This is a genomic window from Kitasatospora sp. NPDC001132 (assembly GCF_053598415.1).
Genome location: NZ_JBSFKF010000022.1, coordinates 55,994 through 81,083 on the forward strand (window position 1 = coordinate 55,994; position 25,090 = coordinate 81,083).

At 72.6% G+C, this 25,090-nt stretch carries 21 protein-coding genes; 7 read left to right on the top strand and 14 right to left on the bottom strand.

Features of this window, described 5'->3' with window-relative positions:
- Positions 1 to 60: 60 nt before the first annotated feature.
- Entirely contained in the window at positions 61 to 1,284 is a 1,224-nt protein-coding gene (locus ACWDBE_RS25975) for a trypsin-like serine peptidase (RefSeq protein ID WP_449809255.1), read from the bottom strand.
- A 574-nt stretch (positions 1,285 to 1,858) separates the two neighbouring features.
- On the opposite strand from ACWDBE_RS25975, the gene ACWDBE_RS25980 reads away from it, so the two are divergent.
- Positions 1,859 to 3,472: an ABC-F family ATP-binding cassette domain-containing protein gene (locus ACWDBE_RS25980; protein ID WP_449789925.1), complete on the top strand. Its 1,614-nt coding sequence runs from the start codon at positions 1,859 to 1,861 to the stop codon at positions 3,470 to 3,472.
- A gap of 21 nt (positions 3,473 to 3,493) precedes the next feature.
- Here ACWDBE_RS25980 and ACWDBE_RS25985 read toward each other — a convergent pair whose 3' ends face one another.
- Positions 3,494 to 4,978: a S41 family peptidase gene (locus ACWDBE_RS25985; RefSeq protein ID WP_449809256.1), complete on the bottom strand. Its 1,485-nt coding sequence runs from the start codon at positions 4,976 to 4,978 to the stop codon at positions 3,494 to 3,496.
- A gap of 241 nt (positions 4,979 to 5,219) precedes the next feature.
- On the opposite strand from ACWDBE_RS25985, the gene ACWDBE_RS25990 reads away from it, so the two are divergent.
- Positions 5,220 to 5,432 (top strand): hypothetical protein, encoded by a 213-nt coding sequence (locus tag ACWDBE_RS25990; RefSeq protein ID WP_224280451.1) that lies wholly within the window; start codon positions 5,220 to 5,222, stop codon positions 5,430 to 5,432.
- Positions 5,433 to 5,532: 100 nt separating this feature from the next.
- Positions 5,533 to 5,922: a toxin Doc gene (locus tag ACWDBE_RS25995; protein ID WP_402413744.1), complete on the top strand. Its 390-nt coding sequence runs from the start codon at positions 5,533 to 5,535 to the stop codon at positions 5,920 to 5,922.
- 24 nt (positions 5,923 to 5,946) lie between these two features.
- Here the strand turns inward: ACWDBE_RS25995 and ACWDBE_RS26000 are convergent, their stop codons facing one another.
- From ACWDBE_RS26000 to ACWDBE_RS26045, 10 genes are all read right to left on the bottom strand, one after another.
- Positions 5,947 to 6,645 carry a Pr6Pr family membrane protein gene (locus ACWDBE_RS26000; RefSeq protein ID WP_449809257.1) on the bottom strand — a complete coding sequence of 233 codons (699 nt, stop codon included), beginning with the start codon at positions 6,643 to 6,645 and terminating at the stop codon, positions 5,947 to 5,949.
- Positions 6,646 to 6,802: 157 nt separating this feature from the next.
- Positions 6,803 to 7,495 carry a response regulator gene (locus ACWDBE_RS26005; protein ID WP_449809287.1) on the bottom strand — a complete coding sequence of 231 codons (693 nt, stop codon included), beginning with the start codon at positions 7,493 to 7,495 and terminating at the stop codon, positions 6,803 to 6,805.
- 8 nt (positions 7,496 to 7,503) lie between these two features.
- Positions 7,504 to 8,802, bottom strand: coding sequence for a sensor histidine kinase (locus ACWDBE_RS26010; RefSeq protein WP_449809258.1), 1,299 nt, complete (start codon positions 8,800 to 8,802; stop codon positions 7,504 to 7,506).
- The gene (locus ACWDBE_RS26015) at positions 8,799 to 9,776 is read right to left on the bottom strand and encodes a hypothetical protein (protein WP_449789921.1); all 978 of its coding nucleotides are present in this window, start codon (positions 9,774 to 9,776) and stop codon (positions 8,799 to 8,801) included. Before ACWDBE_RS26015 ends, ACWDBE_RS26010 begins: the two co-directional genes overlap by 4 nt.
- 151 nt (positions 9,777 to 9,927) lie before the next feature.
- Positions 9,928 to 10,470 carry a GNAT family N-acetyltransferase gene (locus ACWDBE_RS26020; protein ID WP_449809259.1) on the bottom strand — a complete coding sequence of 181 codons (543 nt, stop codon included), beginning with the start codon at positions 10,468 to 10,470 and terminating at the stop codon, positions 9,928 to 9,930.
- Positions 10,471 to 10,549: 79 nt separating this feature from the next.
- Positions 10,550 to 11,620 carry a hypothetical protein gene (locus ACWDBE_RS26025; RefSeq protein WP_449809260.1) on the bottom strand — a complete coding sequence of 357 codons (1,071 nt, stop codon included), beginning with the start codon at positions 11,618 to 11,620 and terminating at the stop codon, positions 10,550 to 10,552.
- Between the two features lie 90 nt (positions 11,621 to 11,710).
- Positions 11,711 to 12,784 (bottom strand): hypothetical protein, encoded by a 1,074-nt coding sequence (locus tag ACWDBE_RS26030; protein WP_449809261.1) that lies wholly within the window; start codon positions 12,782 to 12,784, stop codon positions 11,711 to 11,713.
- Positions 12,785 to 12,816: 32 nt separating this feature from the next.
- Positions 12,817 to 13,878, bottom strand: a complete 1,062-nt coding sequence (locus tag ACWDBE_RS26035; RefSeq protein WP_449809262.1) for a hypothetical protein — start codon at positions 13,876 to 13,878, stop codon at positions 12,817 to 12,819.
- A 1-nt stretch (position 13,879) separates the two neighbouring features.
- Positions 13,880 to 16,003 carry a hypothetical protein gene (locus tag ACWDBE_RS26040; RefSeq protein WP_449789917.1) on the bottom strand — a complete coding sequence of 708 codons (2,124 nt, stop codon included), beginning with the start codon at positions 16,001 to 16,003 and terminating at the stop codon, positions 13,880 to 13,882.
- Positions 16,004 to 16,026: 23 nt separating this feature from the next.
- On the bottom strand, positions 16,027 to 16,494 hold the full coding sequence (locus tag ACWDBE_RS26045; protein ID WP_449789916.1) for a hypothetical protein: 468 nt from the start codon (positions 16,492 to 16,494) through the stop codon (positions 16,027 to 16,029).
- A gap of 256 nt (positions 16,495 to 16,750) precedes the next feature.
- On the opposite strand from ACWDBE_RS26045, the gene ACWDBE_RS26050 reads away from it, so the two are divergent.
- The 4 genes from ACWDBE_RS26050 (at position 16,751) to ACWDBE_RS26065 (ending at position 22,717) form a co-directional block, all read left to right on the top strand.
- Positions 16,751 to 17,932: a CaiB/BaiF CoA transferase family protein gene (locus ACWDBE_RS26050; RefSeq protein WP_449809263.1), complete on the top strand. Its 1,182-nt coding sequence runs from the start codon at positions 16,751 to 16,753 to the stop codon at positions 17,930 to 17,932.
- A 2-nt stretch (positions 17,933 to 17,934) separates the two neighbouring features.
- Positions 17,935 to 19,077: an acyl-CoA dehydrogenase family protein gene (locus tag ACWDBE_RS26055; RefSeq protein ID WP_449809264.1), complete on the top strand. Its 1,143-nt coding sequence runs from the start codon at positions 17,935 to 17,937 to the stop codon at positions 19,075 to 19,077.
- A gap of 154 nt (positions 19,078 to 19,231) precedes the next feature.
- Positions 19,232 to 20,446 carry an acetyl-CoA C-acetyltransferase gene (locus ACWDBE_RS26060; RefSeq protein ID WP_224279338.1) on the top strand — a complete coding sequence of 405 codons (1,215 nt, stop codon included), beginning with the start codon at positions 19,232 to 19,234 and terminating at the stop codon, positions 20,444 to 20,446.
- Between the two features lie 33 nt (positions 20,447 to 20,479).
- On the top strand, positions 20,480 to 22,717 hold the full coding sequence (locus tag ACWDBE_RS26065) for a 3-hydroxyacyl-CoA dehydrogenase NAD-binding domain-containing protein (RefSeq protein ID WP_449789913.1): 2,238 nt from the start codon (positions 20,480 to 20,482) through the stop codon (positions 22,715 to 22,717).
- Between the two features lie 161 nt (positions 22,718 to 22,878).
- Here the strand turns inward: ACWDBE_RS26065 and ACWDBE_RS26070 are convergent, their stop codons facing one another.
- Both ACWDBE_RS26070 and ACWDBE_RS26075 read right to left on the bottom strand, forming a co-directional pair.
- Entirely contained in the window at positions 22,879 to 23,634 is a 756-nt protein-coding gene (locus ACWDBE_RS26070) for a MerR family transcriptional regulator (RefSeq protein ID WP_449789912.1), read from the bottom strand.
- 298 nt (positions 23,635 to 23,932) lie between these two features.
- A complete protein-coding gene (locus ACWDBE_RS26075) occupies positions 23,933 to 25,021 on the bottom strand; it encodes an isopenicillin N synthase family dioxygenase (protein ID WP_449789911.1) in 1,089 nt (362 codons plus the stop codon).
- Positions 25,022 to 25,090 lie beyond the last annotated feature (69 nt).

Here is a 25,090-nt window from a genome sequence, read left to right on the forward strand (position 1 = left end):
CCGATCGCTCGATGCCGATCACTCCGGGCCGATCACTCCGGGCCGGTCACCCGGTGCCGATCACTTGGCCTTCTTCGAGAAGTACTCGAACATGTGCTGGGCCACGTCCTCCAGGTACGGACCGGCCTCGTAGGTGTTCGCGCCGTTGCCGATGGAGGTGTCGCTGACCAGGGCGGGCTTGCCGTCCTTGGTCGCGTACCAGCCGCCGCCGCTGCTGCCGCCGGTCATGTTGCAGCCGATCAGCAGCATCGCCGGGCGGCTCGGGTCGCCGGTCTTCTTGGACGGCTTGCCGCCGTCGCAGTGCTCCAGCTCCACGCCGTCGAAGGGCTTGCCCTCCGGGAAGCCGTAGTTGCTGACGGCACCGACCTGGTCACGCGGGGCGTTGAACCAGAGCGGGACGGAACCGCCGACGGTCTCCTCCAGCGACTTGCCGCCCGGGTTGGGGTTGGCGACCTTGATGATCCCGAAGTCGTACTGGCTCCAGGGGCCGCCCTTCTCCGGGTCGGCCTCGGCGGCCCACTGCGGCGAGACCATGCCGGAGGTGGCGGTCCACTCGCCGTACGGCTCGGCGTCCTCCAGCTTGGCCTGCTTGTTGCCGTTGCTCAGCACGCCGTTGCTGTTGAAGGCCGGGGCGAAGGTGATGTCGGTGTAGTACTTGTTGCCCTTGCCGCCGTGCAGGCAGTGGCTGGCGGTCCACACCAGGTTGCTCTTGCCCGGGTTGGCCGGGTCGGAGACGACGGTGCCGGAGCAGACGTAGTCCTCGTTGCCGTCCTTGAAGAAGATCTTGCCGTTGACGTGCATGTTCTTCGGGAACGGGTGCGCCACGGGCTTGGCCGGGACGACGGCGGGCAGCTGGTCGGCGCCGCCGGGCTGGGCCGCGGTGGGCTGCGTGGTGGGCGCGGCGGCGGTGGGCGCGCCGGTGGCCGGGGCGGCGCCGGTGGGCTGTGCGGGCGGCTGGGTCGCGTCCGGCGCGGGCTGCGGCAGCGGCTTCGGCTTGGCCTCCAGCAGCTTCTGCAGCGTCCAGTAACCCTTGACCGCCGGGGTGATCACGTTGGCCTGGGCCCACTTGTCCCAGTCCTCCAGCTTCCAGGTCTTGAGCTCCTCGAGCGTCGGAAGCTTGATCGGAGCCGCCCCCGGGGTGCCGGCGGCGCTGGCCCCGGCGGTGGGAGCCGCGGTCGCGGGCGGGTCGACGTTGTCCGGCCCGCAGGCGGTGGCGACCACCATGGTCAGCGCGGCGACGGAGGCGCCCAGGACGGCACGGCTCGGCCGGGATATCGGTGACATGCGTTCAAATCCCCCTGTTGACTACCGCCATGCGGCCCGTTCCCCGGGCGCGGCCCCACTCGGCCGCAGGCATGGCAGGTGAGGAGTCTGCCATGCGTCCGGCGGCCTCTCGGCACCCGCCCCGGACCGGGAGGCGGCCGTCACCGGATCGGCACGGGATCGGCACCGGGCCTCCGTGGGGCCTCCGTGGGTCGTCCGTCGGGGCGCCGTCGGGGCCTTTGCGGGTCGTCCGTCGGGGCGCCGTCGGGGCCTCAGTGGGGCCTTCGCCGTGGCGCCGCCGGGGCCTCCGCCGGATAAATCGGTTGCACGCCTCGTGCGGGCTGCCTAGCGTGGTCCGGGTCACCAGCCAGACAAGGAGAAGGCCGTTGCTCTACTGAGGTCCCGGGACACCGCCCCCGCCGCGCAGGCCCTGCTGCCGTTGCGCGGTGCGCGAGTGTGCGACCTCAGTCACGGCCCGTGGCGCTCCCCTGCATGACGCCACCCCTTCGTTTCCTCCGGCCGTCCCCGGTTCCGCACCCGCGGTGTCTCCCCGTGTTGCTCACCACCCCTTCGGCAACCACCCCGGGAGGCCTGTATGGCACACCAACCCACCACCACCGCGGTCCTCTGCACCGAGCTCTCGTTCGAGTGGCCCGACGGCAAGCCCGTCCTGGACGGCTTCCACCTCGCCGTCGGCCCCGGTCGCACCGGCCTGATCGGGCTCAACGGCGCGGGCAAGTCCACCCTGCTGCGGCTGATCGCCGGCGACCTCACCCCCTCCGGCGGCACCGTCCGGGTGGGCGGCGAACTCGGCTACCTGCCCCAGGGGCTGACGCTCGACACCACCCTGAGGGTGGACGAGGCGCTCGGCGTCCGCGCCACCCGCGAGGCCCTGCACGCCATCGAGTCCGGCGACACCGACCAGCGCCACTTCGACGCGATCGGTGACGACTGGGACGTCGAGGAGCGCGCCCGCGCCACCCTCGACCGGCTCGGCCTGCACCGCCTCGGCCTCGACCGCACCACCGGCGAACTCTCCGGCGGCGAGGCGGTGTTGCTGCGGCTGGCCGCCCTGCTGATGGCCCGCCCCGACATCCTGCTGCTCGACGAGCCCACCAACAACCTCGACCGGGCCGCCCGCGAGCGGCTCTACGAGACGGTGGCCGGCTGGAACGGCGTGATGCTGATCGTCAGCCACGACCGCGAGCTGCTCCGGCACGTCGACCAGATCGCCGACCTCAGGGACGGCGAAGTCACCTGGTACGGAGGAAACTTCGAGGACTACGAACGCACCCTCGCGGCCCAGCAGGAGACGGCCGAGCGGCAGCTGCGCAACGCCGAGGCCGACGTCCAGCGCCAGAAACGGGACTTGGCCGAGGCCCGGGTCCGGCTGGACCGCAGCGCCGCCTACGGGAAGAAGCGCTCGGTCACCCGCAACGACCCGCACATCTTCGCCGGGATGCTCAAGCGCAAGGGCCAGGAGACGGCCGGCCGTCTCCAGGGCATGCACACCGAGCGCCTGGAGGAGGCCAGGGCCCGGCTCAGCGTGGCCGAGGAGGCGGTGCGGGACGACGCCGAGATCAGGATCGACCTGCCCCGCACCGCCGTCCCGGCCGGGCGCACCGTGCTCACCCTGGACAAGGTCCGGCTGCCCTACGGCACCACCGCCGCCCTCGACCTGCGCGGGCCCGAACGGATCGCCCTGGTCGGCCGCAACGGCGCCGGCAAGACCACCCTGCTGCGCACCATCGCGGGCGAACTCGCCCCGCTGGCAGGGGAGGTCATCACCCCGGTGCCGCTGCGGCACCTCCCGCAGCGGCTCGACCTGCTGGACGACGAGAGCTCCGTGGTGGAGAACGTCAAGCGGTTCGCCCCCGCCGCCGGGGACAACGCGGTCCGCGCCCGGCTCGCCCGCTTCCTGTTCCGCGGCGCCAGGGCCGACCAGCCCGCCGCCACCCTCTCCGGCGGCGAGCGCTTCCGCGCGACGCTGGCCGCCTTGCTGCTGGCCGACCCGCCGCCGCAGCTGCTGCTGCTCGACGAGCCGACCAACAACCTGGACCTCGCCAGCGTCCGCCAGCTCACCCAGGCTCTGGCCGCGTACCAGGGCGCGCTGGTCGTGGCCAGCCACGACCTGCCGTTCCTGCGCGGCCTGGGGCTCACCCGGTGGCTGGAGCTGGACGGCGAACTGCGGGCGGTGGCGCCGATGTAGAGAGTGTGGCCGAGGCGGCGGCTACTGCTGCCGGTCCTCCTCGCCCTGGGAGTCCTGGGAGTCCCGGGTGTCCCGGGCGTCCTCGGTGAGCATCCGGCGGGCCGTGCTCAGGGCCGAGTCCCTGAGCCCGGCCAGCTCGTCGGGGGTGAACACCGGGGTGCGGACGTTCGGCGGGATGCCCGGTCCGTCGAAGGTGCCGCCGTCCCGGGTGAGGTACTTCTCGTTCGGCAGGCCGACCAACAGATCCGGCGAGAGCGTCTTGATCATCACGTCGGAGAAGACGCCCTGGGTGTTCTCGCCGACGCGGAGCACCTTCGGGGAGCGGCCCATCATGGCCTGGGTGAAGGTCTCCGCGGCGCTGGTGGAGATCGAGGAGGTGAGGACCGCCACAGGCCCGGTGAAGTGCCTGCCCGCCGAGGGCCGTACGGTGATCGGCTCGGGCCGGGTGAACCTCGTCGGGTCGGCCGGGTCGTTGCGCGCCACCTTCCGGTAGGCGACGTAGGGGCGGTCGGTGAGTCGGGCGGCGATGTGCAGCCCGAGCGCGTCCGAGCCGCCGCCGTTCAGCCGTACGTCGACGACCAGGCCGGTGAGGCGGTCCGGCCCGGCCAGCAGGGCGTCCAGCGCCCGGTCCAGTTCGGCGAGCTGGTTCCGATGGCCGCCCTCGGCGTACCTGCCGAAGCTGCTCACCCGGAAGTAACCGATGCCGTCGGGGAGCCGGCCCACGCCGAGCCGACCGTCGGCGAAGAGTTGCTCCGGGCCGGCGAGCTGGGCGGCCGAGGCCTGTCGGGCCCGGGCGGTCAGTTCCTCGCTCTCCTCCGTCGTCCCGGGCCGCTGTCCGCCGAAGACCGACCCGGGGTGCCCGTCGACCACCCGGGCCAGTCCGGTGTGGGCGTCGCCGAGCGGGCGGAGCATGTCCACGAAGAGGTCCTGCAGCTGGTCGACGGTCGTCGTCGGGGTGATCGTGCGCCGCTTCTCGTCCCGGACGGCGTGCCAGTCGATGCCCTTGGCGGCGAAGAAGGGGTAGTTCTCCTCGAAGTTCTCCCAGAACCGGTCGAAGACCGCCAGCGGGTCGTTCGGAGCCGGCGAGGCGCACAGCGGCGGCAGGGCGTCCAGACGGGAGAGCGACTTGCTGCCGACCCCGCCCTCCTCGCGTTCGACGGCCCGGTTGTGGCCCTTGGGGGTGAGTGTCAGGGCGTTGTCGCCCATCTCGTAGCGGATGGTGCCGTCCGGCCCGGGCGCGGCCGTCTGAGTCCCGGTGATCCACCCGGGTACGCAGCTGTGTGCCGTCACGTCGTACGTGGTGAGCCGGCTCCCGGAGACCGCGAACAGCAGACCGTAGCCCTCCATTCGCCAGACCCCCTCCAGCGGGTTCGCCCGCCCTTCCCGGGCCGCCCCTCCCTGGGCCGTCCCTCCCTGGGTCGCGGCCGCCCCCGGCGCCGCCAGTCCCACGGCCGCCGCGAGCGCCACCGCCGCGGCCGCCGTCCTGCTGATGTTCCTGCGTGTCATCTCCGGCCTCCGCCGAACCCCGGTCTCCCCCGCGGAACCCCTCCGCCACCGCTCCCCGCCGACGCTACGGCCGCCCCCGTCGCCCGGTCGTCATCCCGGGTGGCGCACCCGCTTCCTCCTCCGGGTCCATCCGCACCGGCTGGAATGGTCCCTGGTGCTCTCGACAACCACCGTTTTGACTGCGGGTGAAAATCCGCCGTCCACGGCCCCAACTGCCCCTGGCTCCAGTACCATCGGTGACATGCCTGCGCTCAACATCGAGTACACGGAGCACGAGCTCGCCGCGATCCGCGAGGCCGCCGCCGCGGACGGCAAGACGGTGAAGGCGTACGTCCACGACCTGAGCGTGCGGGAGCAGCAGCGGAGAGTCTTCGTGGACCACGCGGTGGCGTTCTGGAAGGCGCACCGGGCCGAGTTCGACGCCGCGTTCCCCGAGGACGCGCCCGCGGCCTGAGCGGCCGTGCGGCGGCGGTGCGAGCGGCGGCCACTGTGGCTACGGCGGGCGCGAGCGCGCCGGGTGCTGGTGCTGGCGCGACCGGTGCGGGCGTGACACGGTGAGGGGCGGGGGAGCGGCGCTGCTCCACGTCGACCTGCGCTGGCTCCTCGACGTCCAGGAACTGGCCTCCCCGGAGGACCTCAGCGTGCGGGACTACTCGGCGCTCCAGGCCGCCGTCGCCCGGCACCGGGTGAACACCGCCCAGCTCGGCCACCACGCGGACCCGGCCTGGTGCGCGGCCACCCTGATGCACACCATCGTGCTGCTGCGCCCGCTGCCGGTGCGCAACAACCTGTACGCCTGCATGACGACGGCCGCGTACATGCACGCGGCCGGGGAGGGGATCGACTCGCCCTACGGGGCGTTGGTGGAGCTGGCCCGCGACATAGCGGAGGGCCGGGCGGACGTGTACGCGGCGGCCGACCGGATCCGCGCCTGGCGGATCTGAGGCCGGCCGGCCGTCGCGTCATCGTCAGTCCGAGGCCGCGCCCGATCCCGCGGCCGAGGCCGCGCCCGATCCCGCGGCCTGCGGCGCCGGCCGCAGCCTGCCCGCGATCCGCGTCCCGAGCCGGTCCAGCCCGACGACGAGCGCGGCGAGCACCACGAACTCGACGGTCAGCAGGGCGATCTGGCCCCAGACGTAGCCGTAGCCCTTGGTGGTCGGGTCGAAGAAGAAGTAGGGGTACGGCAGCGGGTAGTCGTCGAACAGTGCGTTGCGGGTGAGGACGATCGCCGCGTAGCCGAGCGGGAAGGCCAGCCAGAGCGGTATGTCCTTCCAGGCCGCGGCGTTGCGCGGCCTGAGCACCAGCCAGTCGACGATCACCAGCACCGGCGTCACGTAGTGCAGGAAGAACGACGACCAGTGCGCCAGCCTGTCCGGTCCGCTGACCAGCCCGGGCAGCGGGTTGGCGCCGTGTTCGAGCAGGATGTGCGAGACCAGCCCGGTGATCAGGATGTACAGCGTGGCGGCGCCGCGCAGCCGGGGCGCGGGCGCGTCCACGGTGTCGCGCTTGAGCATCCAGTACGCCGCGCCGACGAAGTAGCCGAACACGATCACGTTGCTCTGCACGGTGAAGTACACCAGCGGCGCGGTTCCGAGGCTCAGGCCGAGGCCCGCCGAGAGCACGATGCCCATGCGCCACCACAGCGCGGGCCGGGTCCGGACTGTCATGCGGCCACCAGTTCGTTTCAGGCGATACGGGAGGTATCAGGCGTCAAGGGGGAAGGCTGCACTCTACTCGCTGGGGCCGAGCGGATGGAATCCGTGTTCGACCCGCCCCGGCCCCGGTCTCCCCTTCCAAAAACTGATGAAGCGCCAGTTCGGCCTGTCAGCCGGGCAGTACGAAGCCCGACTCGTACGCCGCGATGACGGCCTGGGTGCGGTCCCGCGCGCCCAGCTTGGCCAGCACGCTGCCGACGTGCGTCTTCACCGTCTCCTGGCTCACCACCAGCTGCCGTGCGATCTCGCCGTTGTTGAGCCCGGTGGCCATCAGTCGCAGCACCTGGCCCTCCCGCTCGGTCAGCCGCCCGATCGGGCCCCGGTCCGCAGCCCCGGCCTCCCGGCGCCGGTCCGCGCCGTGGCGCAGCGCGAGGTCGCGGACGGCCGCCGGGAACAGCAGCGAGTCGCCGCGCGCGACCAGTCGCACGGCCTGCACCATCTCCTCCGCCCGGGCCCGTTTCAGCAGGAACCCGGCGGCGCCCGCGCGCAGCGCGTCGTACACGTGGTCGTCGTGCTCGAAGGTGGTGACCACCAGGATGCGCGGCGGCGGGGCCATCCCGCTGACCAGCTGCTCGGTGGCCCGGATGCCGTCGATACCGGGCATCCGGACGTCCATCAGCACCACGTCCGGGCGCAGTTCGCGCACCAGCGGGACGACCTCGGCGCCGTCCGCGGCCTCGCCGACCACGGTGAGGTCCGGCTCGCTCTCGATCACCACCCGCAGGCCCAGGCGGACCAGCCGCTCGTCATCCGCGATCACCACCCGGATGCTGTCGACACCCCGCTCCGCGCCGCTGTCCATGCCCTCGTTCACGTCGTCCCTCCCGTCGGCAGCCAGACGGCCAGCCGCCACGTCGTTCCGTCCTCGCCCGGCCCCGCCGCGCTGCCGCCGTGCAGTGCCGCCGCCCGCTCCGCGATCCCGCGCAGCCCGCGTCCGCCGCCGGGGCGGCTCGGTCGGGCGGGGCCGAGCGGGTTGGTCAGTTCGATCTCCAGCCGGCCGCCCGTCAGTGCGACCCGCAGTCCGGCCGGGGCGGGTCCGGCGTGGCGCAGCACGTTGGTCAGGCCCTCCTGCACGATCCGGTACGCCTCGCGGGAGACCGCCTCGGGCAGGCCGGGCAGCCCGGGCGCCAGCTCGGCGTCCACCGTCACGCCGGCGCGGCCGAGTTGGCGCAGCAGGTCGTCCAGCCCGGCGAGGGTGGGCCCGGCCGGTTCGGCGGCCCGCGGGTCCTCCTCGCGCAACAGTCCGAGCACGGTGTCGAGTTCGGCGACGGCCGCCCGGGCGGTCTCCTCGATCGCCGCGAGCGCCTCGGCGGCGAAGTCCGGGTTGCTGCGCAACACCCGGGCGGCGGCCGAGGCCTGGATGCCGACGGCACTGAGCGCGTGCCCGACCGAGTCGTGCAACTCGCGGGCCAGCCGGTTGCGCTGGGCGAGCACCGTGGCCCGGCGCTCGGCGGCGGCCACCCGCTCCTCCGGGGTCGGGCCGAGCAGGGCGGGCGCCCAGCGGGCGAGCAGCGCGCCGCAGACGGCGTTGGTGCCGATGATCAGCAGCAGCAGGCCGAGGCCGAGGGCGGGGCCGCTGGCCAGCCAGGCGGGGAAGTGCCGCTGCCACATCCGGACGAACTCCTCCGTCCCCGAGAAGCCGCAGACCAGCACCACCGCGAAGGGGGTGCCGGCCAGCGTCATCCCGGCGACCACCCCGCCGAACAGCAGGTGCAGCACGTACCAGAGCGCGGTGCGCCGGCGGGCGGCCCAGGAGCGGGCCGGTCCGGCGGCCAGCTCCTCCGGGTGGGGCGCCGAGCACAGCGCCCGCGCGGCCGCGCCCTCCAGTCCCCGCACCATCGGCACCAGCGCGGTGACGGCGGCCATCGGTAGCGAGGTGGCCAACGACAGGACGTACAGGAGCAGTTGGCGGGCGGGTGACTGGTTCGGGTCGAGTGCGCCGAACAGCACCACCGACAGCATCCAGTACGGCATCAGCAGCGCGCCGCCCAGCACCAGGTGCACCCAGCGCAGCCGGGCCCGCCGCCCCAGTGCGGCTCCCGCCGCACGCCGCAGCCGGTCGCCCACGCGCGCCGCACGCCGCAGCCGGTCGCCCACCCCCGTGATCACCCGCGCGACTCTACGGCAGCGGCGCGTCGGCGGGCGCCCAGTTCGGTCAGCGCCATCGCCCCGACCGCCAGGACCAGCACCGCGGCCACCACCTGGGCGGCCTGTACCAGGGGCATCAACCCGGGCACGGCCATCCGCAGCTCGGTCACCCGGGTCGTCGTCGCCCCGAAGGCCACCACCTGCCAGGCACCCCAACCGAACAGCGAGCCGGCCGCCGTCCAGACCACCAGCAGCGGCCCGAGCAGCCGGCGCCCCGGACGGAACCGGAAGACCAGGACCAGCAGCGCCGCCACCGCGGCCACCGCCATCACCGCGCAGACCCCGTCCATCACCGCCACGCCCCGGTTCCGCTCCTCCACCATGACCTGCGGCAGTCCGGCGCCACCCCCGAGCGCCCAGTAGGCCCGGCTCGCCGCGACGCCCGCGGCGAGCAGCGCGGCGACGCAGGCGAGGGAACGTTGCACGGGCAGCGTGGGGGAGTCGGGCAGGTCGCCGATCCGCTCCCGCAGCAGCCCGGCCCAGCGCCGGCGGGCGTACAGCGCGAAGGCGGTGAGCAGGGCGAGGCCCTGGACGGCGAAGCCGCCGTACACGACGAGGAAGACCCAGTCGCCGACGCCCTTGTCGTCCGGGTCGGCGCGCTCCGGCCCGAGCACCAGCAGGCTCAGCAGGTACAGCGGCAGCGCGACCAGGATGGTGCCGAGCAGCCCGGTCGCCACCCACATCGGGAACGCCACCAGCCCGGCCGGTGCCCGCCGCCCCCACGGGCGGACGAACGCCAGCGCCAGTGCCACGGCGATCGCGTCCATGCCGAAGGTCAGCAGGTTCACCAGCCACAGCCGGTCCATCCCGCCGGGGTCGTCCGATCCCACCGGATGCCCGGTCAGCCAGAGCAGCTTCAGCGTCAGGTACGGCCCGGTCGCCGCCACCGCCGTCCAGGCCGCCCCGGCCCGCAACACGTGCTCGTTGATCCTCATGCCCCCACGGTCCCGCCGGGGCGCACCCCGGGGCGTCCGCCGGGGGCGCGATCCCCCTCCCCCTGGCGGGGGATCTCCGGCCCGGGACCGCGCTGTGGGCCGACCTCAAGCCGGGCGGCAGGCCATTCTCGGGCCGTGCGGCGGACCGACCTCAGGCCATGCGGTGGATCAACCGGTCCTCCTCGTCGGTCCGGCCGTCCGGGTCGGCGACCAGCCCGAGCCGCCCGGCGAGCCGACGCGAGGGCAGGTTGTCGGCGTGGATCAGGGCGATCACCGGGACGCCCGGGTAGCGCGGCAGCGCCTCGGCCATCGCCGCCCGGGCCGCCTCCGCCGCGTACCCCAGACCCCAGGCGGACGGCCGGAACCGGTAGTAGAGGTTGAACACCCGCTCCCCGTCCAGGGTGTGCAGGTACAGCCCGGCGAACCCGATGACCGTCCCCGGGTCCTCCCGGGTGGCGACGGCGCAGTACCCCACCCCGTCCCGCACCCAGTCGGCGACGAACCCGTCCAGCATCTCCTGCGCCTGGGCGATCTCCCGCTGCGGCCCGTTCGGGTTGTACCGGTTGGTCTCCGGATCCCCGTGGATCGCGAACACCACCTCCACGTCGCCCTCCTGCGGCCGCGTCAGCACCAGCCGCTCGGAGACGGTGACGATCGTCCGGGAGGTGTGGTCGGTCAGGTCGGTGGTGGTCATGGTGCTTCCCCGTGTCTCGCGTAATAGGTCTCCCGCAAGATAGACCATTACTCCGACACTCGCTCGTCGATTTCCGCCGCTAGAGGATCGGCTCGCAGCCGATCGCCCTGCCGCCGGCGGTGAGGAACTGCTGCCACGTCTCGGCGGTGCCGGGGAACGGCCCCTGGACGGTGATGTCGGAGTCCATCCGGAAGTACGTCGGCTTGCCCTGGCAGGTTGCCACCACTTCCTGGTCCGTCATGGGAGACCCCGCCCAACGCGACCGCCCGAACGCCGGCGAGGCGGTCTTCTCGGACACCGGGCCGCGCACCCGGGGCTCGGTCCCGATGGAGAAGGAGATCGCGGGACGGCCCTGGTCCGTACTGATCCGGCAGACCCACAACGGGTCGAACGCGGTGTTCACGCTCTCCTTGTAGCCCTTGCCTCCGACCGCACCGGTTGCCGTGAATCCGGGCAGGCCGCAGACCGAGGCGGGATCGAGTCCATGCTCCTGCCCGGCCCGCGACAGCTCGTGCGGTGCGGGAAGCGGCGACTTCCCGCACCCCTTGTCCGCGGCTAGGCCGTTCGCCGCGGCCACGGCGAGCCGGGCGAGCTTCTCGGCGTCGGGTCCACCGGGGCTGCCAGAGCCGACCTCGACCCGCAACCCGTTGCCGCACTCCTCGGGAAGCAGCGCCCAGGCCCGGCCGTCGCGAGCAGCCCCGGACGCGCCGCCGTTCGCCGAAGCCGCGAACAGCCGATCCCCCGAGTCGGCCAGGTAAGGACCGAGGTCGTCGGCCTGACGGACTTCCACGAAGACGGACCGGCTGTTGCCGAAGACTCCGTAGCTCACCGTCGCCGTGCAGAACGCTCCACCACTGGGCGACTGCCAGGCACCGTTCGCCTCGCTGCCGACGGTGCCCGGCCCGAGAGCATCGTTGAGGGCCGCCGCGCTCACCGCGCCCTCGCACACGCTGCCCGGCCCGAAGGCGTTGGTCAGGTTGTTCGCGAGGAACGCCCCCGCCCCGGCCAGGACCGCCGCCACCCCCACCACGGCGACCGCCGCCCGCACCCGCAGCGGCCAGGTGGTGAACCCGCGCCGGTCGAGCGCCGCGTCGATGCGTCCGAGCCCCTCGTCGGAGCTGCCCGGCTTGTCGTCATCCTTCGTTTCCACGAGTGCTGTTCCCTGGTCGCTGATCGGTCGGTCGGATGCGGGCGTGCTGCTGCGGGCGGCCGGTCACGAACCGGCCGCCCGCAGCAGGTGCTAGAGGATCGGCTCGCAGCCGATCGCCCTGCCGCCGGCGGTGAGGAACTGGCGGACCAGGTCCTTCTGGTCGGGGAAGAGGAAGGGCTTCTCCAGGCCCGAGGTGATCCCACCGGTGACGGTGAAGAAGACGTCCTTGCCCTGGCACGTGGTGACGAGCGTTCCGCCGGCCACCCACTGGGCCCGCCCCAGATCGGACGTGCTCGCGCCGTCCTTCCGGACCAGGGCGGTGGTCCGCGGCTCGGTCGTGATCGCGAACTCCTGCACCCGGCTGTCGTACTGCGAGTCCCCGCCGATCCGACACGACCAGATCGGGGCGGTGGCGGTAGTGACCTGCTGCGGCATGCGCCACTGGGCCTCGGGGTTCCTGGCGGGTGCGAACCCGGGCAGTCCGCAGAGGTTGGTCCAGTCCGGGTCCGTCACGGCGCCCTTCGCCGACAGTTCCTTCGGCGCCGCAAGGGCCCGGTCGGCACAGCCGCGTGCCTTGGCGACCCTGTTGGCGAAGGCCACGGCCAAGCGGGCTCGGGCCTCGTCGTGGCCCGGCTGGTCGGCGCGCACCTCGGCGCGCACGCCCTTCTCGCACCCCTCGGGGAGCACGGCCCATGCGACATCCGGAGTCACCGAACCGGCCGAGTCACCGGAGAACAGCCGGGCATCCGACGCGGCCAACACTCCCGGTCCGTCATCGGTGTTGAGGGCGATGGTGAAGTGCACGAGCTTCTCGGAGGTCGTGAACACACCGGAGCTGACCGTGGCCGTGCAACTGTTCCCGGTGTGGTCCTCCGTCGCCGAGTAGCTGCCCTTGCTCCCACGGATCCGCCCGGACCCCAGCAGGTCGTGCACCTGGGCCGCCGTGGCCACCCCGTCGCACACGGCGTCCGGCCCACCGAGGTTCGTCAGCCGGTAGACCGCGAACCCCAAGGCCCCGACGAGGACGAGGCAGAACGCCACCAGCACCGTCGCCAACCGCATCCGCAGCGCCCGCGTGGTGAACCCCCGCCGGTAGAGCGCGGTGTTCAGCCGCCCCGCCGCGCTCCGCCGGCTGTCCTGGCCGTCCGGGTCGTTCTGTTCCATGGCGTGTCCCCCTTCGCTCGTCGTTCGTCCGGCTAGAGGATCGGCTCGCAGCCGATCGCCTTGCCCCCGGCGGTGAGGAACTGCTGCCAGGTGGAGTCGCCGGCCGGTCCGGAGCTCCAGGTGCCGTTGAGTTCCATCCGGAAGGTGGTCGGCCGGCCCTGGCAAGTCGCCGTCATCTCGCCGGGCCGCACCCAGCGGGCCCGGCCGATCCCCGGTTCGTCCTTCGGGGTTGCCGGGGCCAGGAGCCGGGGCTCGGTGCCGATGGTGAAGGTGATCGGGGACCTCGGACTCGCGTCCGAGTGGATGAGACAGGTCCACAGCGGGTCGGTCGCGGTGGTCACGGTCTCCCGGAGGGCCGCGCCGCCGAGGCTGACGGGCGCGGTGAGCCCGGGCAGGCCGCAGACCGCGTTGCGGTCGACGTCGTGGTCCTTCCCGGCAGCGGAGAGTTGGTGCGGCGCGGGCATGGACGACGTACCGCACCCCTGTTGTGACGCGACGTGGCCGGCCGCCGACACGGCGAGTGCGGCGAGCTTCTCTGCCCCGGGCCGGTTGTCGCGGTCCGCCCTGACGGTGATCCGCTGCCCGCTGTCGCACGCCTCGGGAAGCAGCGCCCAGGCCCGGTGGTCGAAGCCCGCGCCGGACGCTCCACCGTTGGCCGAAGCGGCGAACAGCCGGGCCTCCGCGTCATTCGCGACGACGGATAGATCGCCGTTCTTGCGCAGTTCAACGGTGACGGACCGCTCGTTGCCGAAGACCCCGGAACTCACCTTCGCCGTGCAGAAGGCTGATCCGCTGTGCAGGTACCCGTTGCCGAACGCCTGATCGCTGACCTTGCCCGGCCCGAGCGCGTCGTTCAGCAGATCCGCGCTCACGGCGCCCTCGCACACACTGTTGGGACCGAAGGCGTTGGTCAGGTTGTCCACCAGGAACACCCCGGCCCCGGCCACGACCGCCGTCACCGCCACCACGGCGACCGCCGCCCGCACCCGCAGCGGCCAGGTGGTGAACCCCCGTCGGCTGAGTGCCGTGTCCAGACGCCCGCCGACGGCGCTCCCGTCGCCGGACTGATCGGCGGTGTGCTGTGTCTTCTTCATCTCAGCGCCCTCCGAGTGCGTTGCGGTACGTCTGGTTGACGCCTGTCCCGTAGCTTTCGGACACGTCGTGCAGCAGCTTCTGGGGCACACCGGCGGTCGAGTTGATCTCCGCCTGGGTGAGACCGGCCAGTCCGGCCTTCTCGACGATCATCGTCTTCAGCTGGTTCTCGCCGGAGTTGAACATCTTGGACAGGTCCGCCTGCGTCTGCTGGTCCTGCTCGCTGTTGAGCCCGTTCGCCCACTCCGAGGTACCGACGTCCACCATGCGCTGGACGAAGTCGCCCACGACCGGTACGGGAGTCAGGGGCGTGCCGATGAGGTGGTAGTTCATCTTCGCCTGCCAGTTGTTCTGGAACACGACGTCGTCGTGGTGACGGGTCATGACGTCCGACTGTGCGCCGCTGAGCGCCCCCAGGACCTGGCCGGCCTCCCGTACGTAGCCTTCGATGCCGGGGCCGGGGTGCCCAGTGCCGTCCGGCCTGAACGCCTCGGCGGGGTAGGCGTCGAGTCGCCGGGCGATCTCCTGGCTCTCGGCGTAGTGGATGGCCTTGAACGCCTCCGGGTCGTCGGACACACCTCGGATGACCCGGATGAGGCGGTCCCGGTCGATGGCCAGCCCGCTGGTCTCGGAGTGCCCGTTGACCTCCTTGCCGATGATCTCGTACGTGTCGGCCGCGTAGTCGGCGATCATGTTGCCGAACGGCCGGCGCAGTCCGACGGGGAGTTCGGTCACATGGCCGGCGGAGTCGCCGCCGAAGTGGCTGATCGTGTCGGACATGATGCGCGCCATCGCCGCATCGTGCGGGCGGACCGGCGGCTGGTTGCCGTGCGGATCGCGGCCGGTGGTGGCGGCCTCCAGGGCATCGCCGAACGCACCGCGGGAGGTGTCCTGCGCGAGCGCGTCCAGCTGGTTGTGTTCGTAGCCCTGGTTGGGCCACTGGCGGTCCTTCAGCAGGTAGGCAAGGTTCTTGTTGGCCGCGGGGTCGAGGAACTCCTTCGACGCCTCGGGGTGGCGGCTCATGGTCTGCATGAGGTCTCGCATCGGATCGCCCTGGTGGCCGGAGATGTTGCTCCAGTCCGGGCCCCACAGGTCTTCGCCCTTGAGTTTGCTGCCGCGCTCGTAGTCGACCAGGTCGGTGCCGACCTTGGTCAGGAAGCCCTTGTCGAAGCTGCCCCTCGCGTTGAGCAGTGCTGTCAGCGCCGGATAGTTGTCGTTGTAACCCGCCGCAGATGCCCCGGGGCGACGGGCGGCGGCCAGCAGGCCGTCCTCCCAGGCCTTGCCCATTCCGCCGTCGCGGGTGGCGGTGGCCAGTGCGACGGACAGGCTGCCGTAGACCTCCTGGTAGCCCTTGGCGTTGTGGTTGCCGTGCGCGAGGCCGTCGTAGACCTTGCTGTACTCCAGCAGGGCGTCCGGACCTGTCTTGCCGCCGTAGTTGAGGCCGTTGAGCAGGGTGGTGGAGAAGTCCTTCTTGTCCGCGTTGGCGGCCATGAGCGCCTGTAGCTGCTTGAGCTGGTCGTCGGAGAGGCTGCCGGCCTTGGACATCAGGTCCTTCGCCCGGTTGGCGTCGGCGACCGGGCCGGCGCCGTACGGGGCGGCGTTGAAGGCGGTGGTGCTGGTTCCTATGTCGCCCTGGAGGGCCACGGTGGCCCGCTGGTCGGCGGCGGTGGCCTTCGCGACGGCCTTGCCGAGCCGGTCCGACAGTGCCTGGGCGTTGGCCCGGATCGTGCGCTCGGCCTCGGGGTCGTTCCTCTCCTCCTTCGGGACGGTCCAGTTGACCGTCCCGTCGGCGGTGACGCTGAGGGTGGTGTCGCCCTGCGCGTCGTGCAGCGCCGCGTCGAGGTCGCGGCGGGCGGCCGCGAAGTCCTCGGCGGCGGCTTTCATGATCGCGGCGAGGGCGGTGGCGACGGCCGAGGCCTGCTTGAAGTCGCCGTCGATGCCCTGCATGGCCGTGGTCGCTGCGTCGGCGGCGTCGCCCTTCCAGCCGGCCCGCTGTGCGGTGCTGGTGAGGTCCTTGGCGACTCGGCCGTCCAGGGCGGTGAGGGCCTTGGCCACGCCGGCCCAGGCTTCGGCGGCTTCGTTCACCCCGGAGAAGTCGGCCTCGTGCAGTTCCTTGAAGGACACCATCTGTCTGTTCCCCCCGGTACCTGTCAGTTGTTCGAACGCATGTCGGCGGCGATTCCGGCCTCGTTGGCGCCGTAGAACCGCTGGGTCTTGTCGAGGTTTCCGGCGGCGTTGCCGAGCTTGTCGTGCAGGGTCTTGCACTGCTGCAGCCAGCGCTCGGTGCTGCTGGTGAGGGCGCCGCCGAAGGAGAAGCCGCGGATCCTGGTCGACGCGGTGCTCGCGTACTCGGTGAGGCTGTGCGCGCCGGGGCCCGCCTTGCCGTTGGCGTTGTCGAGGTCGGTGGCGATCTGCCGGGCTATCCCGGCCGAGGCGTTGAGCTCGTGCGGGGTGTCCAGCCGGGTGGTGCCCAGGGCGGGTGGGATGAGCGCGGGGTTGCCGTCGCCGACCGGGGCCGGAGGGGCGTACGGCGACTTCGCGGTGTATGCGGGCCCTGAGCTCGGCATCGGGTCCTTGGCCGGTGCGACCGGTCCCGTGGTGAAGTACGGGCTACCCATGTGCGAATCCTCCCCATTCGATGAAGCAGCCGCTCCCCTGCGGCAGTGAAGACCGTACAGGGACCCGCTGTCAGTACACCGACCCACCCTCCGTGGCGCCGGACGCGCGGAGAGTGGTCGCGCTCAGTGGGGCTGTGCCAAGGGGGAATTGGCGGCCCGGCGCGAGGGCGGAGGTCTTGTTACCGGCGGGTCGCTTGCCTATCATCCCGAGTGTTACAGCTTTACTGTCAAACCCGTCGGAAGGGTTCAGCAGCCAGTGGGTGACGCGAGCAGGACGCCGGGGGCCGGGGGGCCGTTGGCGGGTGTGCGGGTGGTGGAGCTCGCCGGGATCGGGCCGGGGCCGTTCGCGGCCATGCTGTTGGGGGACCTCGGGGCGGACGTGGTGCGGGTGGACCGGCCGGAGCCCTCGCCGCTCGGCACGGACCCGGCGTACGACCTCAGCAACCGCAACAAGCGCTCGGTGCTGATCGACCTGAAGTCCCCCGAGGGCCCTGCGCGGGTGCTGGACCTGGTCGAGCGGGCGGACCTGCTGATCGAGGGCTACCGGCCGGGCGTCGCGGAACGGCTCGGGGTCGGGCCCGAGGCGTGCCTGGCGCGCAACCCGGCGCTGGTGTACGGCCGGATGACCGGCTGGGGGCAGCACGGCCCCCGGGCGGCGGCCGCCGGGCACGACCTCGGGTACGCGGCGGTCGCCGGGGTGCTCGGGATGGTGGCGGCGCCGGGCGGGGCCGAGGAGCCCCCCGGCATCCCGGCCAACCTGCTGGGCGACTACGCCGGCGGCTCGCTGTACCTGGTCGTCGGCCTGCTCGCCGGACTGCACCACGCCCGGGCCACCGGCACCGGCCAGGTGGTCGACGCGGCGATCGTGGACGGCGCGGCGCACCTCGGCAGCATGCTGTGGGGCCTGCTCGCGGCCGGCCACTGGCAGGACCGCCGGGGCGTCAACCTGCTGGACGGCGGCGCGCCGTTCTACGCGGTCTACCGGGCGGCGGACGGCGGCCACCTGGCTGTCGGCGCGCTGGAGCCGCGCTTCTACGCGGAGTTCGCCCGGCTGCTGGAGCTGGGACCGGACGCGCCCGGCCAGTACGAGCTCGCCCGCTGGCCCGAACTGCGGGCCCTGATCGCCGCGCGCTTCGCCACCCGGACCAGGGCCGAGTGGGAGGCCGTCTTCGCGGGCTCCGACGCCTGCGTGGAACCGGTACTGACGATGCGTCAGGCCTCCGTGGACGCCCACCTGTCGGCGCGTGGGACGTACGTCGAGGTGGACGGCGTCACCCAGCCGGCCCCCGCCCCGCGCTTCTCCGCCACCCCGGGTGCCCTGCGCCGCCCGCCGGCCCGGCCGGGTGCGGACACCGCCGAGGTGGCCCGGGACTGGGGCGTCCCCTCTCTCGACGTCAGTACCCCATCCCCCAACGCTTCGGCAGAGCAAGGAGAGTAGCGTTGCAGCGCGAGATCTTCACCGAGCAGCACGACGACTTCCGGGCCACCGTGCGGGCCTTCCTGGCCAAGGAGGTGCTGCCGCACTACGACCGCTGGGAGAAGGCCGGCATCGTCGACCGCTCCGCCTGGCTCGCGGCCGGCCGCCAGGGCCTGCTCGGCCTCGCCGTGCCCGAGGAGTACGGCGGTGGCGGCACCCCGGACTTCCGCTACGCCGCGGTGCTGGCCGAGGAGTTCGCCCGGGCCGGTGCCTCGGGTCTGGCCATCGGCCTGCACAACGACATCATCGGCCCGTACCTCACCTCGCTCGCCACCGAGGAGCAGAAGCGCCGCTGGCTGCCCGGCTTCTGCTCGGGCGAGCTGATCACCGCGATCGCGATGACCGAGCCCGGCACCGGCTCCGACCTCCAGGGCATCCGCACCCAGGCCGTCGACCGGGGCGACCACTACCTGCTCAACGGCGCCAAGACCTTCATCTCCAACGGCATCCTCGCCGACCTGGTGATCGTGGTCGCCCGCACCACCCCCGAGGGCGGCGCGCACGGACTGAGCCTGCTGGCCGTCGAGCGCGGCACGCCCGGCTTCGAGCGCGGCCGCAACCTCGACAAGATCGGCCAGAAGGCCCAGGACACCGCCGAGTTGTACTTCGAGGACGTCCGGGTGCCGAAGGAGAACCTGATCGGTGAGCTGAACGGCGGCTTCGTCCACCTGATGCAGAACCTCGCCCAGGAGCGGCTCACCATCGCCGCTGCGGCGATCGCCGGCGCCGAGTACCTGGTCGAGATCACCACCGACTACGTCAAGCAGCGCGAGGCCTTCGGCCGTCCGCTCGCCAAGCTCCAGCACGTCCGGTTCGAGATCGCCGAACTGGCCACCGAGTGCGCCGTCACCCGTGCCTTCGTGGACCGCTGCATCACCGAGCACAACCGCTACGCGCTCACTCCGGCGGACGCCTCGATGGCCAAGTGGTGGGCCACCGAGCTGCAGAAGCGCACCGCCGACCGCTGCCTCCAACTGCACGGCGGCTACGGCTACATGAGCGAGTTCCCGGTCGCCCGGGCGTTCACCGACGGCCGCATCCAGACCATCTACGGCGGCACCACCGAGATCATGAAGGAGATCGTCGGGCGTTCCATCCTCGGCTGAGACCCTCCGTCGATCGGGTTGCCCCGCCGGCCCGTTGCCCCGCAAGCCCGTTACCCGCAAGCCCGTACCCGCAAAGCACGTTGCCCCTCAAGCTCACCGCACCGCAGACCACAGACCCACTGCTCCGAAGAACCCGCTGAAAGGCGTTCCCACCGTGACCACCGAAGCGTACGTCTACGACGCGATCCGCACCCCGCGCGGCCGGGGCAAGGCCTCCGGCTCGCTGCACGGCACCAAGCCGATCGACCTCGTCGTCGGACTGATCCACGAACTGCGCAACCGCTACCCCGGGTTGGACCCGGCCGCGATCGACGACATCGTGCTCGGCGTGGTCAGCCCGGTCGGCGACCAGGGCTCCGACATCGCCCGGATCGCCGCCATCGCGGCCGGCCTGCCCGACACCGTCGCCGGCGTTCAGGAGAACCGCTTCTGCGCCTCCGGCCTGGAAGCCGTCAACCTGGCTGCCGCCAAGGTCCGTTCCGGCTGGGAGGACCTCGTCCTGGCCGGCGGCGTGGAGTCGATGTCCCGGGTGAAGATGGCCTCCGACGGCGGCGCCTGGTTCGCCGACCCGATGACCGCGTACGAGACCAACTTCGCCCCGCAGGGCATCGGCGCCGACCTCATCGCCACCATCGAGGGCTTCTCCCGCACCGACGTGGACGCCTTCGCCGCGGAGTCCCAGGCCCGCGCCGCCAAGGCCCAGGCGGACGGCCTGTTCGACCGCTCGGTCGTCCCGGTGCGCGACCGCAACGGCCTGGTCGTGCTGGAGCGCGACGAGTTCATCCGCCCCGGCACCACGGTCGAGACCCTGGCCGGCCTCAAGCCCTCGTTCGCCGCCATCGGTGAGGCCGGCGGCTTCGACGCCGTCGCCCTCCAGAAGTACCACTGGGTCGAGGCCATCGACCACGTCCACCACGCGGGCAACTCCTCCGGCATCGTGGACGGAGCCGCGCTGGTGGCGATCGGCAACCGCGAGGTCGGCGAGCGGTACGGGCTGCGCCCGCGCGCCCGGATCGTCTCCGCCGCCGTCTCCGGCTCCGAGCCGACCATCATGCTCACCGGCCCCGCCCCGGCCACCCACAAGGCCCTCGCCAAGGCCGGTCTCACCGCCGCCGACATCGACCTGGTCGAGATCAACGAGGCCTTCGCCGCCGTCGCGCTCCGCTTCATCCGCGAACTCGGCTTCCGCCACGACCAGGTGAACGTCAACGGCGGCGCGATCGCGCTCGGCCACCCGCTCGGCGCCACCGGGGCGATGCTGCTCGGCACCGTGATCGACGAACTGGAGCGGCGCGACCTGCGCTACGGCCTGATCACCCTCTGCGTGGGCGGCGGCATGGGCATCGCCACCATCGTCGAGCGCATCTGACTCCCTCCCCGCAGATCTGGAGACCGTGAACCCATGAGCGACACCACCACCATCCGCTGGGAGCAGGACCAGGACGGCGTGGTCACCCTCGTCCTCGACGACCCCACCCAGTCCGTCAACACCATGAACGAGGCCTTCGTCGCCGACTTCGAGGCCGTCGTCGAGCGGCTGGCGGCCCTGGCCTCCCAGGAGGCCTCCCCGGACGCGCTGCGCGGCGTGGTGATCACCTCCGGCAAGAAGACCTTCTTCGCCGGGGGAGACCTGCGGATGCTCTCCGCCGCCCGCCCCGAGGACGCCGAGGCCGTCTTCGAGAAGTCCATGCGGATCAAGCGTTCGCTGCGCAGGCTGGAGACCCTCGGCAAGCCGGTCGTCGCCGCCGTCAACGGCAGCGCGCTCGGCGGCGGCCTGGAGATCGCGCTCGCCTGCCACCACCGGATCGCGCTCGACACCCCCGCCAGCCGGATCGGCCTGCCCGAGGTCACCCTCGGCCTGCTGCCGGGCGGCGGCGGTGTGGTCCGTACGGTCCGGCTGTTCGGCATCGCCGACGCCCTGCTGAAGTTCCTCGTCCAGGGCCGCCAGTACCGTCCGGCGCAGGCGCTGTCGCACGGACTGGTGCACGAACTGGTCGACACCCCCGAGGAGTTGGCCGCCCGCGCGAAGGCCTGGATCGAGGCCAACCCGAACGCCGTCCAGCCCTGGGACGTCAAGGGCTACAAGATCCCCGGCGGCACCCCGGCCACCCCGGCCTTCGCCGCCAACCTGCCCGCCTTCCCGGCCAACCTGCGCAAGCAGCTCAACGGCGCTCCCTACCCGGCCCCGCGCAACGTCCTCGCCGCCGCCGTGGAGAGCGCCCAGGTGGACGTCGACACCGCGATGGTCATCGAGGCCCGCTACTTCACCGAGCTGGCCTGCGGGCAGACCAGCACGAACATGATCCAGGCGCTGTTCTTCGACATGCAGGCGGTCAACTCCGGCGCCGGGCGGCCGAAGGGCGTCGAGAAGCGACCGGTCCGCAAGGTCGCGGTGCTCGGCGCCGGGATGATGGGCGCGGGCATCGCCTACGCCTGCGCCAAGGCCGGCATCGAGGTCGTGCTCAAGGACGTGAGCCTGGAGGCCGCCGAGCGCGGAAAGGCCTACTCCGAGGGACTGTTGAACAAGGCCGTCGGCCGCGGGCGCTCCACCGAGGCCAAGCGCGACGAACTGCTGGCCCGGATCACCCCCACCGCCGAGGCCGCCGACCTGGCCGGCTGCGACGCGGTCATCGAGGCCGTCTTCGAGAACACCGAGCTCAAGCACAAGGTGTTCCAGGAGATCGAGGGCGTCGTCGGCCCCGACGCGCTGCTCTGCTCCAACACCTCCACCTTGCCGATCGGCCTGCTCGCCGAAGGCGTCGAGCGCCAGGGCGACTTCATCGGCCTGCACTTCTTCTCGCCGGTCGACAAGATGCGGCTGGTCGAGATCATCCGCGGGCCGCAGACCGGCGACGAGGCGCTGGCCCGTGCCTTCGACCTGGTCCGGCAGATCGACAAGACCCCGATCGTGGTCAACGACTCCCGCGGCTTCTTCACCTCGCGGGTGATCGGCCAGTTCCTCAACGAGGGCGTCGCCATGGTCGGTGAGGGCGTCCACCCGGCCAGCATCGAGCAGGCCGCCGCCCAGGCCGGCTACCCCGCCAAGGTGCTCTCCCTGATGGATGAGCTCACCCTCACCCTGCCGCGCAAGATCCGCGACGAGCACCGGCGTTCGGTGGAGGCCGCCGGCGGCACCTGGACGCCGCACCCGGCGGACGCCGTGGTCGACCGGATGGTCGACGAGTTCGGCCGCCCGGGACGCAGCGGCGGCGCGGGCTTCTACGAGTACGGCGAGGACGGCAAGCGCGGGCGGCTCTGGCCGGGGCTGCTGGAGCACTTCGGCCGTTCTTCCGACGGTTCTTCCGACGGTTCCGCCGTTGGTTCTGAGGTCGGTTCTGCCGCTGAGGTTCCGTTCGAGGACCTCAAGGAGCGGATGCTGTTCAGCGAGGCGCTGGACTCGGTGCGCTGCCTGGAGGAGGGCGTGCTGACCTCCGTCGCCGATGCCAACGTCGGCTCGATCCTCGGCATCGGGTTCCCGGCCTGGACGGGTGGCGTGTTCCAGTACATCAACGGGTACGAGGGCGGACCGGCCGGCTTCGCGGCCCGCGCCCGCGAACTCGCCGCCGCGTACGGCGAGCGGTTCGCGCCGCCGGCGCTGCTGGAGCGGGTCGCGGCCGAGGGCCGGACCTTCACGGACTGAGCCGCGCTCCCGGTCGGGGTTGGTGAGGCCGCAGGCGCCGTGCGACGCGCGGCGCCTGCGGCCTGCGGCCACCGGTGTGCGGTCTGTGATGTGCGGTCCGGGGTCCGGGGTCCGGGGTCCGGGGTCCGGGGTCCGCGATCCGCGACCTCACCGGGCTTCCGCTACCGCTCCGGGCGGCCCGGCTCCTGGCTCAACTCCTCGTCCAGTTCGTCCCGCAGGGACCGCTGGAAGGCTGTGACCAGGGCCTGCGCCACCATCGGCTGGATGTGGTCCGTCAGTGCCCGCATCCGGGCCAGCTCCTCCGGCGCGGGCTCGCTCTCCCGGTACGGCTTCCACACCGTCTCGCGGAACAGCCGGTGCAACTCCCGTGCCGTCGCCCGACTGTGCTCCAACACCACCGCCCGGGCGGCCAGCAGCGTCTCCAACGGGATGGGCACGTCCAGGATCCGCACGCCCAGCGGCAGCAGCCCGGGATCCACCCGGAACACCTCCGGATCCGCCGTCCGCTCCAGCGCCCCCATCGCGGCGAGCCGTTCGACCTGCTCCTCCGTCAGCCCCCGCCCGGCCCGCCGCTCCAGCTGAGCCCTGGTGGCCTCCTCCGGGGTCTCCGGCGTCCAGGACGCCACCAGCGCACGGTGGATCGCCAGGTCCAGCGGCGTGCTGTCCTCCGGCAGCCGCGCCAGGTACCGCTCGATCGCGGCCAGCGTCAGCCCCTGCCGCTGCAACTCCTCGATCAGCTCCAGCCGGTCCAGGTGCGCCGCCCCGTACAGTCCCACCCGCCGCGGCCCCAACTCCGGTGGCGGCAGCAGGCCCTTCGTTCCGTAGAACCGCACCGTCCGCACCGTCACCCCGGCCCGGGCCGCCAGCTCGTCCACCGTCAGCCGCGGTCCGGCCCCCGCCCCGCCGTGCTCCCCCATCTGCCGCCTCCCGCGCTGGCACACTCCTGCTGTGACAGCAGCAGTGTGACAGTGCCGTCCCGGCCGGTCCACCGATGGGCGAGGGGCGGTGGGCGGTGGGCGGGCGGCGGTGCATGGTGGGCGTAGGTGTGGGCGTGGGCGTGGGCGTAGGTGTGCGCGTGCGCGTGGGCGTGCGGCCGGGGGAGGCGTACGGGTGCGGATACGCCGACGCCCCTGCCCTCCGCCGGGGCCGGCTTCCGGCGGAGGGCGGAGGGCGGAGGGCGTCGGGCGGGGCGTCGGGTGGAGGCGCCGGGCGGGGTCAGGCGAGGGCGGCGTGGTGGCGGCGGGTGACCTCGGGGTGGGCCCGGGTGTACCCCTTCCACTCGTTGAGGCCGAAGTCGGCGAAGAGCGGGTTGTCCGGGTCCTCGGTGGCACCGGGGGCGTGGTGGGCGTGCGGGAAGTCCAGCGGCTCGATGTGGGCATCGAGGCGGGGGTTGTAGAAGAACGGCACGGAGAAGCGCTCGCGGGCTCCGGGTGGGCTCACCACGCGGTGGCTGGTGGCCTTGAGGTAACCGTCCGTGGCCACCTCCAGCAGCTCGCCGAGGTTGACGACGAAGGCACCGTCGAGGGGCGGGACGTCGAGGAAGGTGCCGTCCGCGCGCTCGACCTGGAGGCCGCCGACGGTGTCCTGTAGCAGCAGGGTGATGAAGCCGTAGTCCTTGTGGGATCCGACGCCCTGGCCGGCGCCGTCCGGGGCGGTGCCGGGGTAGCGGACCAGCTTGAGACGCAGGTGGGGGTGGCCCGCGAAGGCCCCGTCGTAGAAGTCGGGGCGGGCGCCGATCGCGGTGAGGAGTTCGTGCAGCAGACGGCGGGCGACCTCCCCGAGGTGCTCGATCCAGCCGAGTGCGGCAGTGCGCAGCTCGGGGAGCGCCTCGGGCCACTGGTTGGGCCCCTCCAGCCACCAGTACGGGGGCTCGCCGTCGCTGGGGACGTGCGGGGGCAGCTCGGCGCCGATGTCCAGCTGGTCGCGCCAGTCCTGGCTGCCGCCGGTGCGCTCGTCGCCGGTGCGGGTGTAGCCCCGGTAGTGGGGGGAGTTGAGGTTGCTCACGGCGAGCCGGTCGGCCTCGGGGAGCGCGAAGAAGGCGCGCATGGCCCGGGTGAGCGCGGTCGTCTCCTCCGGGGTGACGCCGTGACCGACGAGCTGGAAGAAGCCGACGCCGGTGGCCGCAGTGCGGAGCTCGTCGTGCAGGCGGCGGCGGTCGTCCGGGCTGCCGTCGGCGAGCGAGAGGTCGATCACCGGGAGGGCGTCCGCCGGAGAGTTCGCCGGGGCGTCTGCAGGGGCGTCCGCCGGAGTGGAGCCGGTAGCGGTCTCGGATATGGGCGTGTACTGCTGCGTCATGTGTGACATCCGCTGGGTCTCGTCCCGGCTGGTCCCGGTGGTCGACCGGGGACGGCCGGAGCTGCGCCTGGTGCGGCG

Bases quoted from the DNA above. Each gene is read 5' to 3' on its own strand.
- ACWDBE_RS26020 (WP_449809259.1), bottom strand. From the start codon at position 10,470: ATGACCACCACCGACCTGACCGACCACACCTCCCGGACGATCGTCACC.
- ACWDBE_RS26015 (WP_449789921.1), bottom strand. From the start codon at position 9,776: ATGAGGATCAACGAGCACGTGTTGCGGGCCGGGGCGGCCTGGACGGCG.
- ACWDBE_RS26030 (WP_449809261.1), bottom strand. From the start codon at position 12,784: ATGGAACAGAACGACCCGGACGGCCAGGACAGCCGGCGGAGCGCGGCG.
- ACWDBE_RS25985 (WP_449809256.1), bottom strand. From the start codon at position 4,978: ATGACACGCAGGAACATCAGCAGGACGGCGGCCGCGGCGGTGGCGCTC.
- ACWDBE_RS26070 (WP_449789912.1), bottom strand. From the start codon at position 23,634: ATGGGGGAGCACGGCGGGGCGGGGGCCGGACCGCGGCTGACGGTGGAC.
- ACWDBE_RS26000 (WP_449809257.1), bottom strand. From the start codon at position 6,645: ATGACAGTCCGGACCCGGCCCGCGCTGTGGTGGCGCATGGGCATCGTG.
- ACWDBE_RS25975 (WP_449809255.1), bottom strand. From the start codon at position 1,284: ATGTCACCGATATCCCGGCCGAGCCGTGCCGTCCTGGGCGCCTCCGTC.
- ACWDBE_RS26045 (WP_449789916.1), bottom strand. From the start codon at position 16,494: ATGGGTAGCCCGTACTTCACCACGGGACCGGTCGCACCGGCCAAGGAC.
- ACWDBE_RS26075 (WP_449789911.1), bottom strand. From the start codon at position 25,021: ATGTCACACATGACGCAGCAGTACACGCCCATATCCGAGACCGCTACC.
- ACWDBE_RS25980 (WP_449789925.1), top strand. From the start codon at position 1,859: ATGGCACACCAACCCACCACCACCGCGGTCCTCTGCACCGAGCTCTCG.
- ACWDBE_RS26040 (WP_449789917.1), bottom strand. From the start codon at position 16,003: ATGGTGTCCTTCAAGGAACTGCACGAGGCCGACTTCTCCGGGGTGAAC.
- ACWDBE_RS25990 (WP_224280451.1), top strand. From the start codon at position 5,220: ATGCCTGCGCTCAACATCGAGTACACGGAGCACGAGCTCGCCGCGATC.
- ACWDBE_RS26065 (WP_449789913.1), top strand. From the start codon at position 20,480: ATGAGCGACACCACCACCATCCGCTGGGAGCAGGACCAGGACGGCGTG.
- ACWDBE_RS26005 (WP_449809287.1), bottom strand. From the start codon at position 7,495: ATGGACAGCGGCGCGGAGCGGGGTGTCGACAGCATCCGGGTGGTGATC.
- ACWDBE_RS26035 (WP_449809262.1), bottom strand. From the start codon at position 13,878: ATGAAGAAGACACAGCACACCGCCGATCAGTCCGGCGACGGGAGCGCC.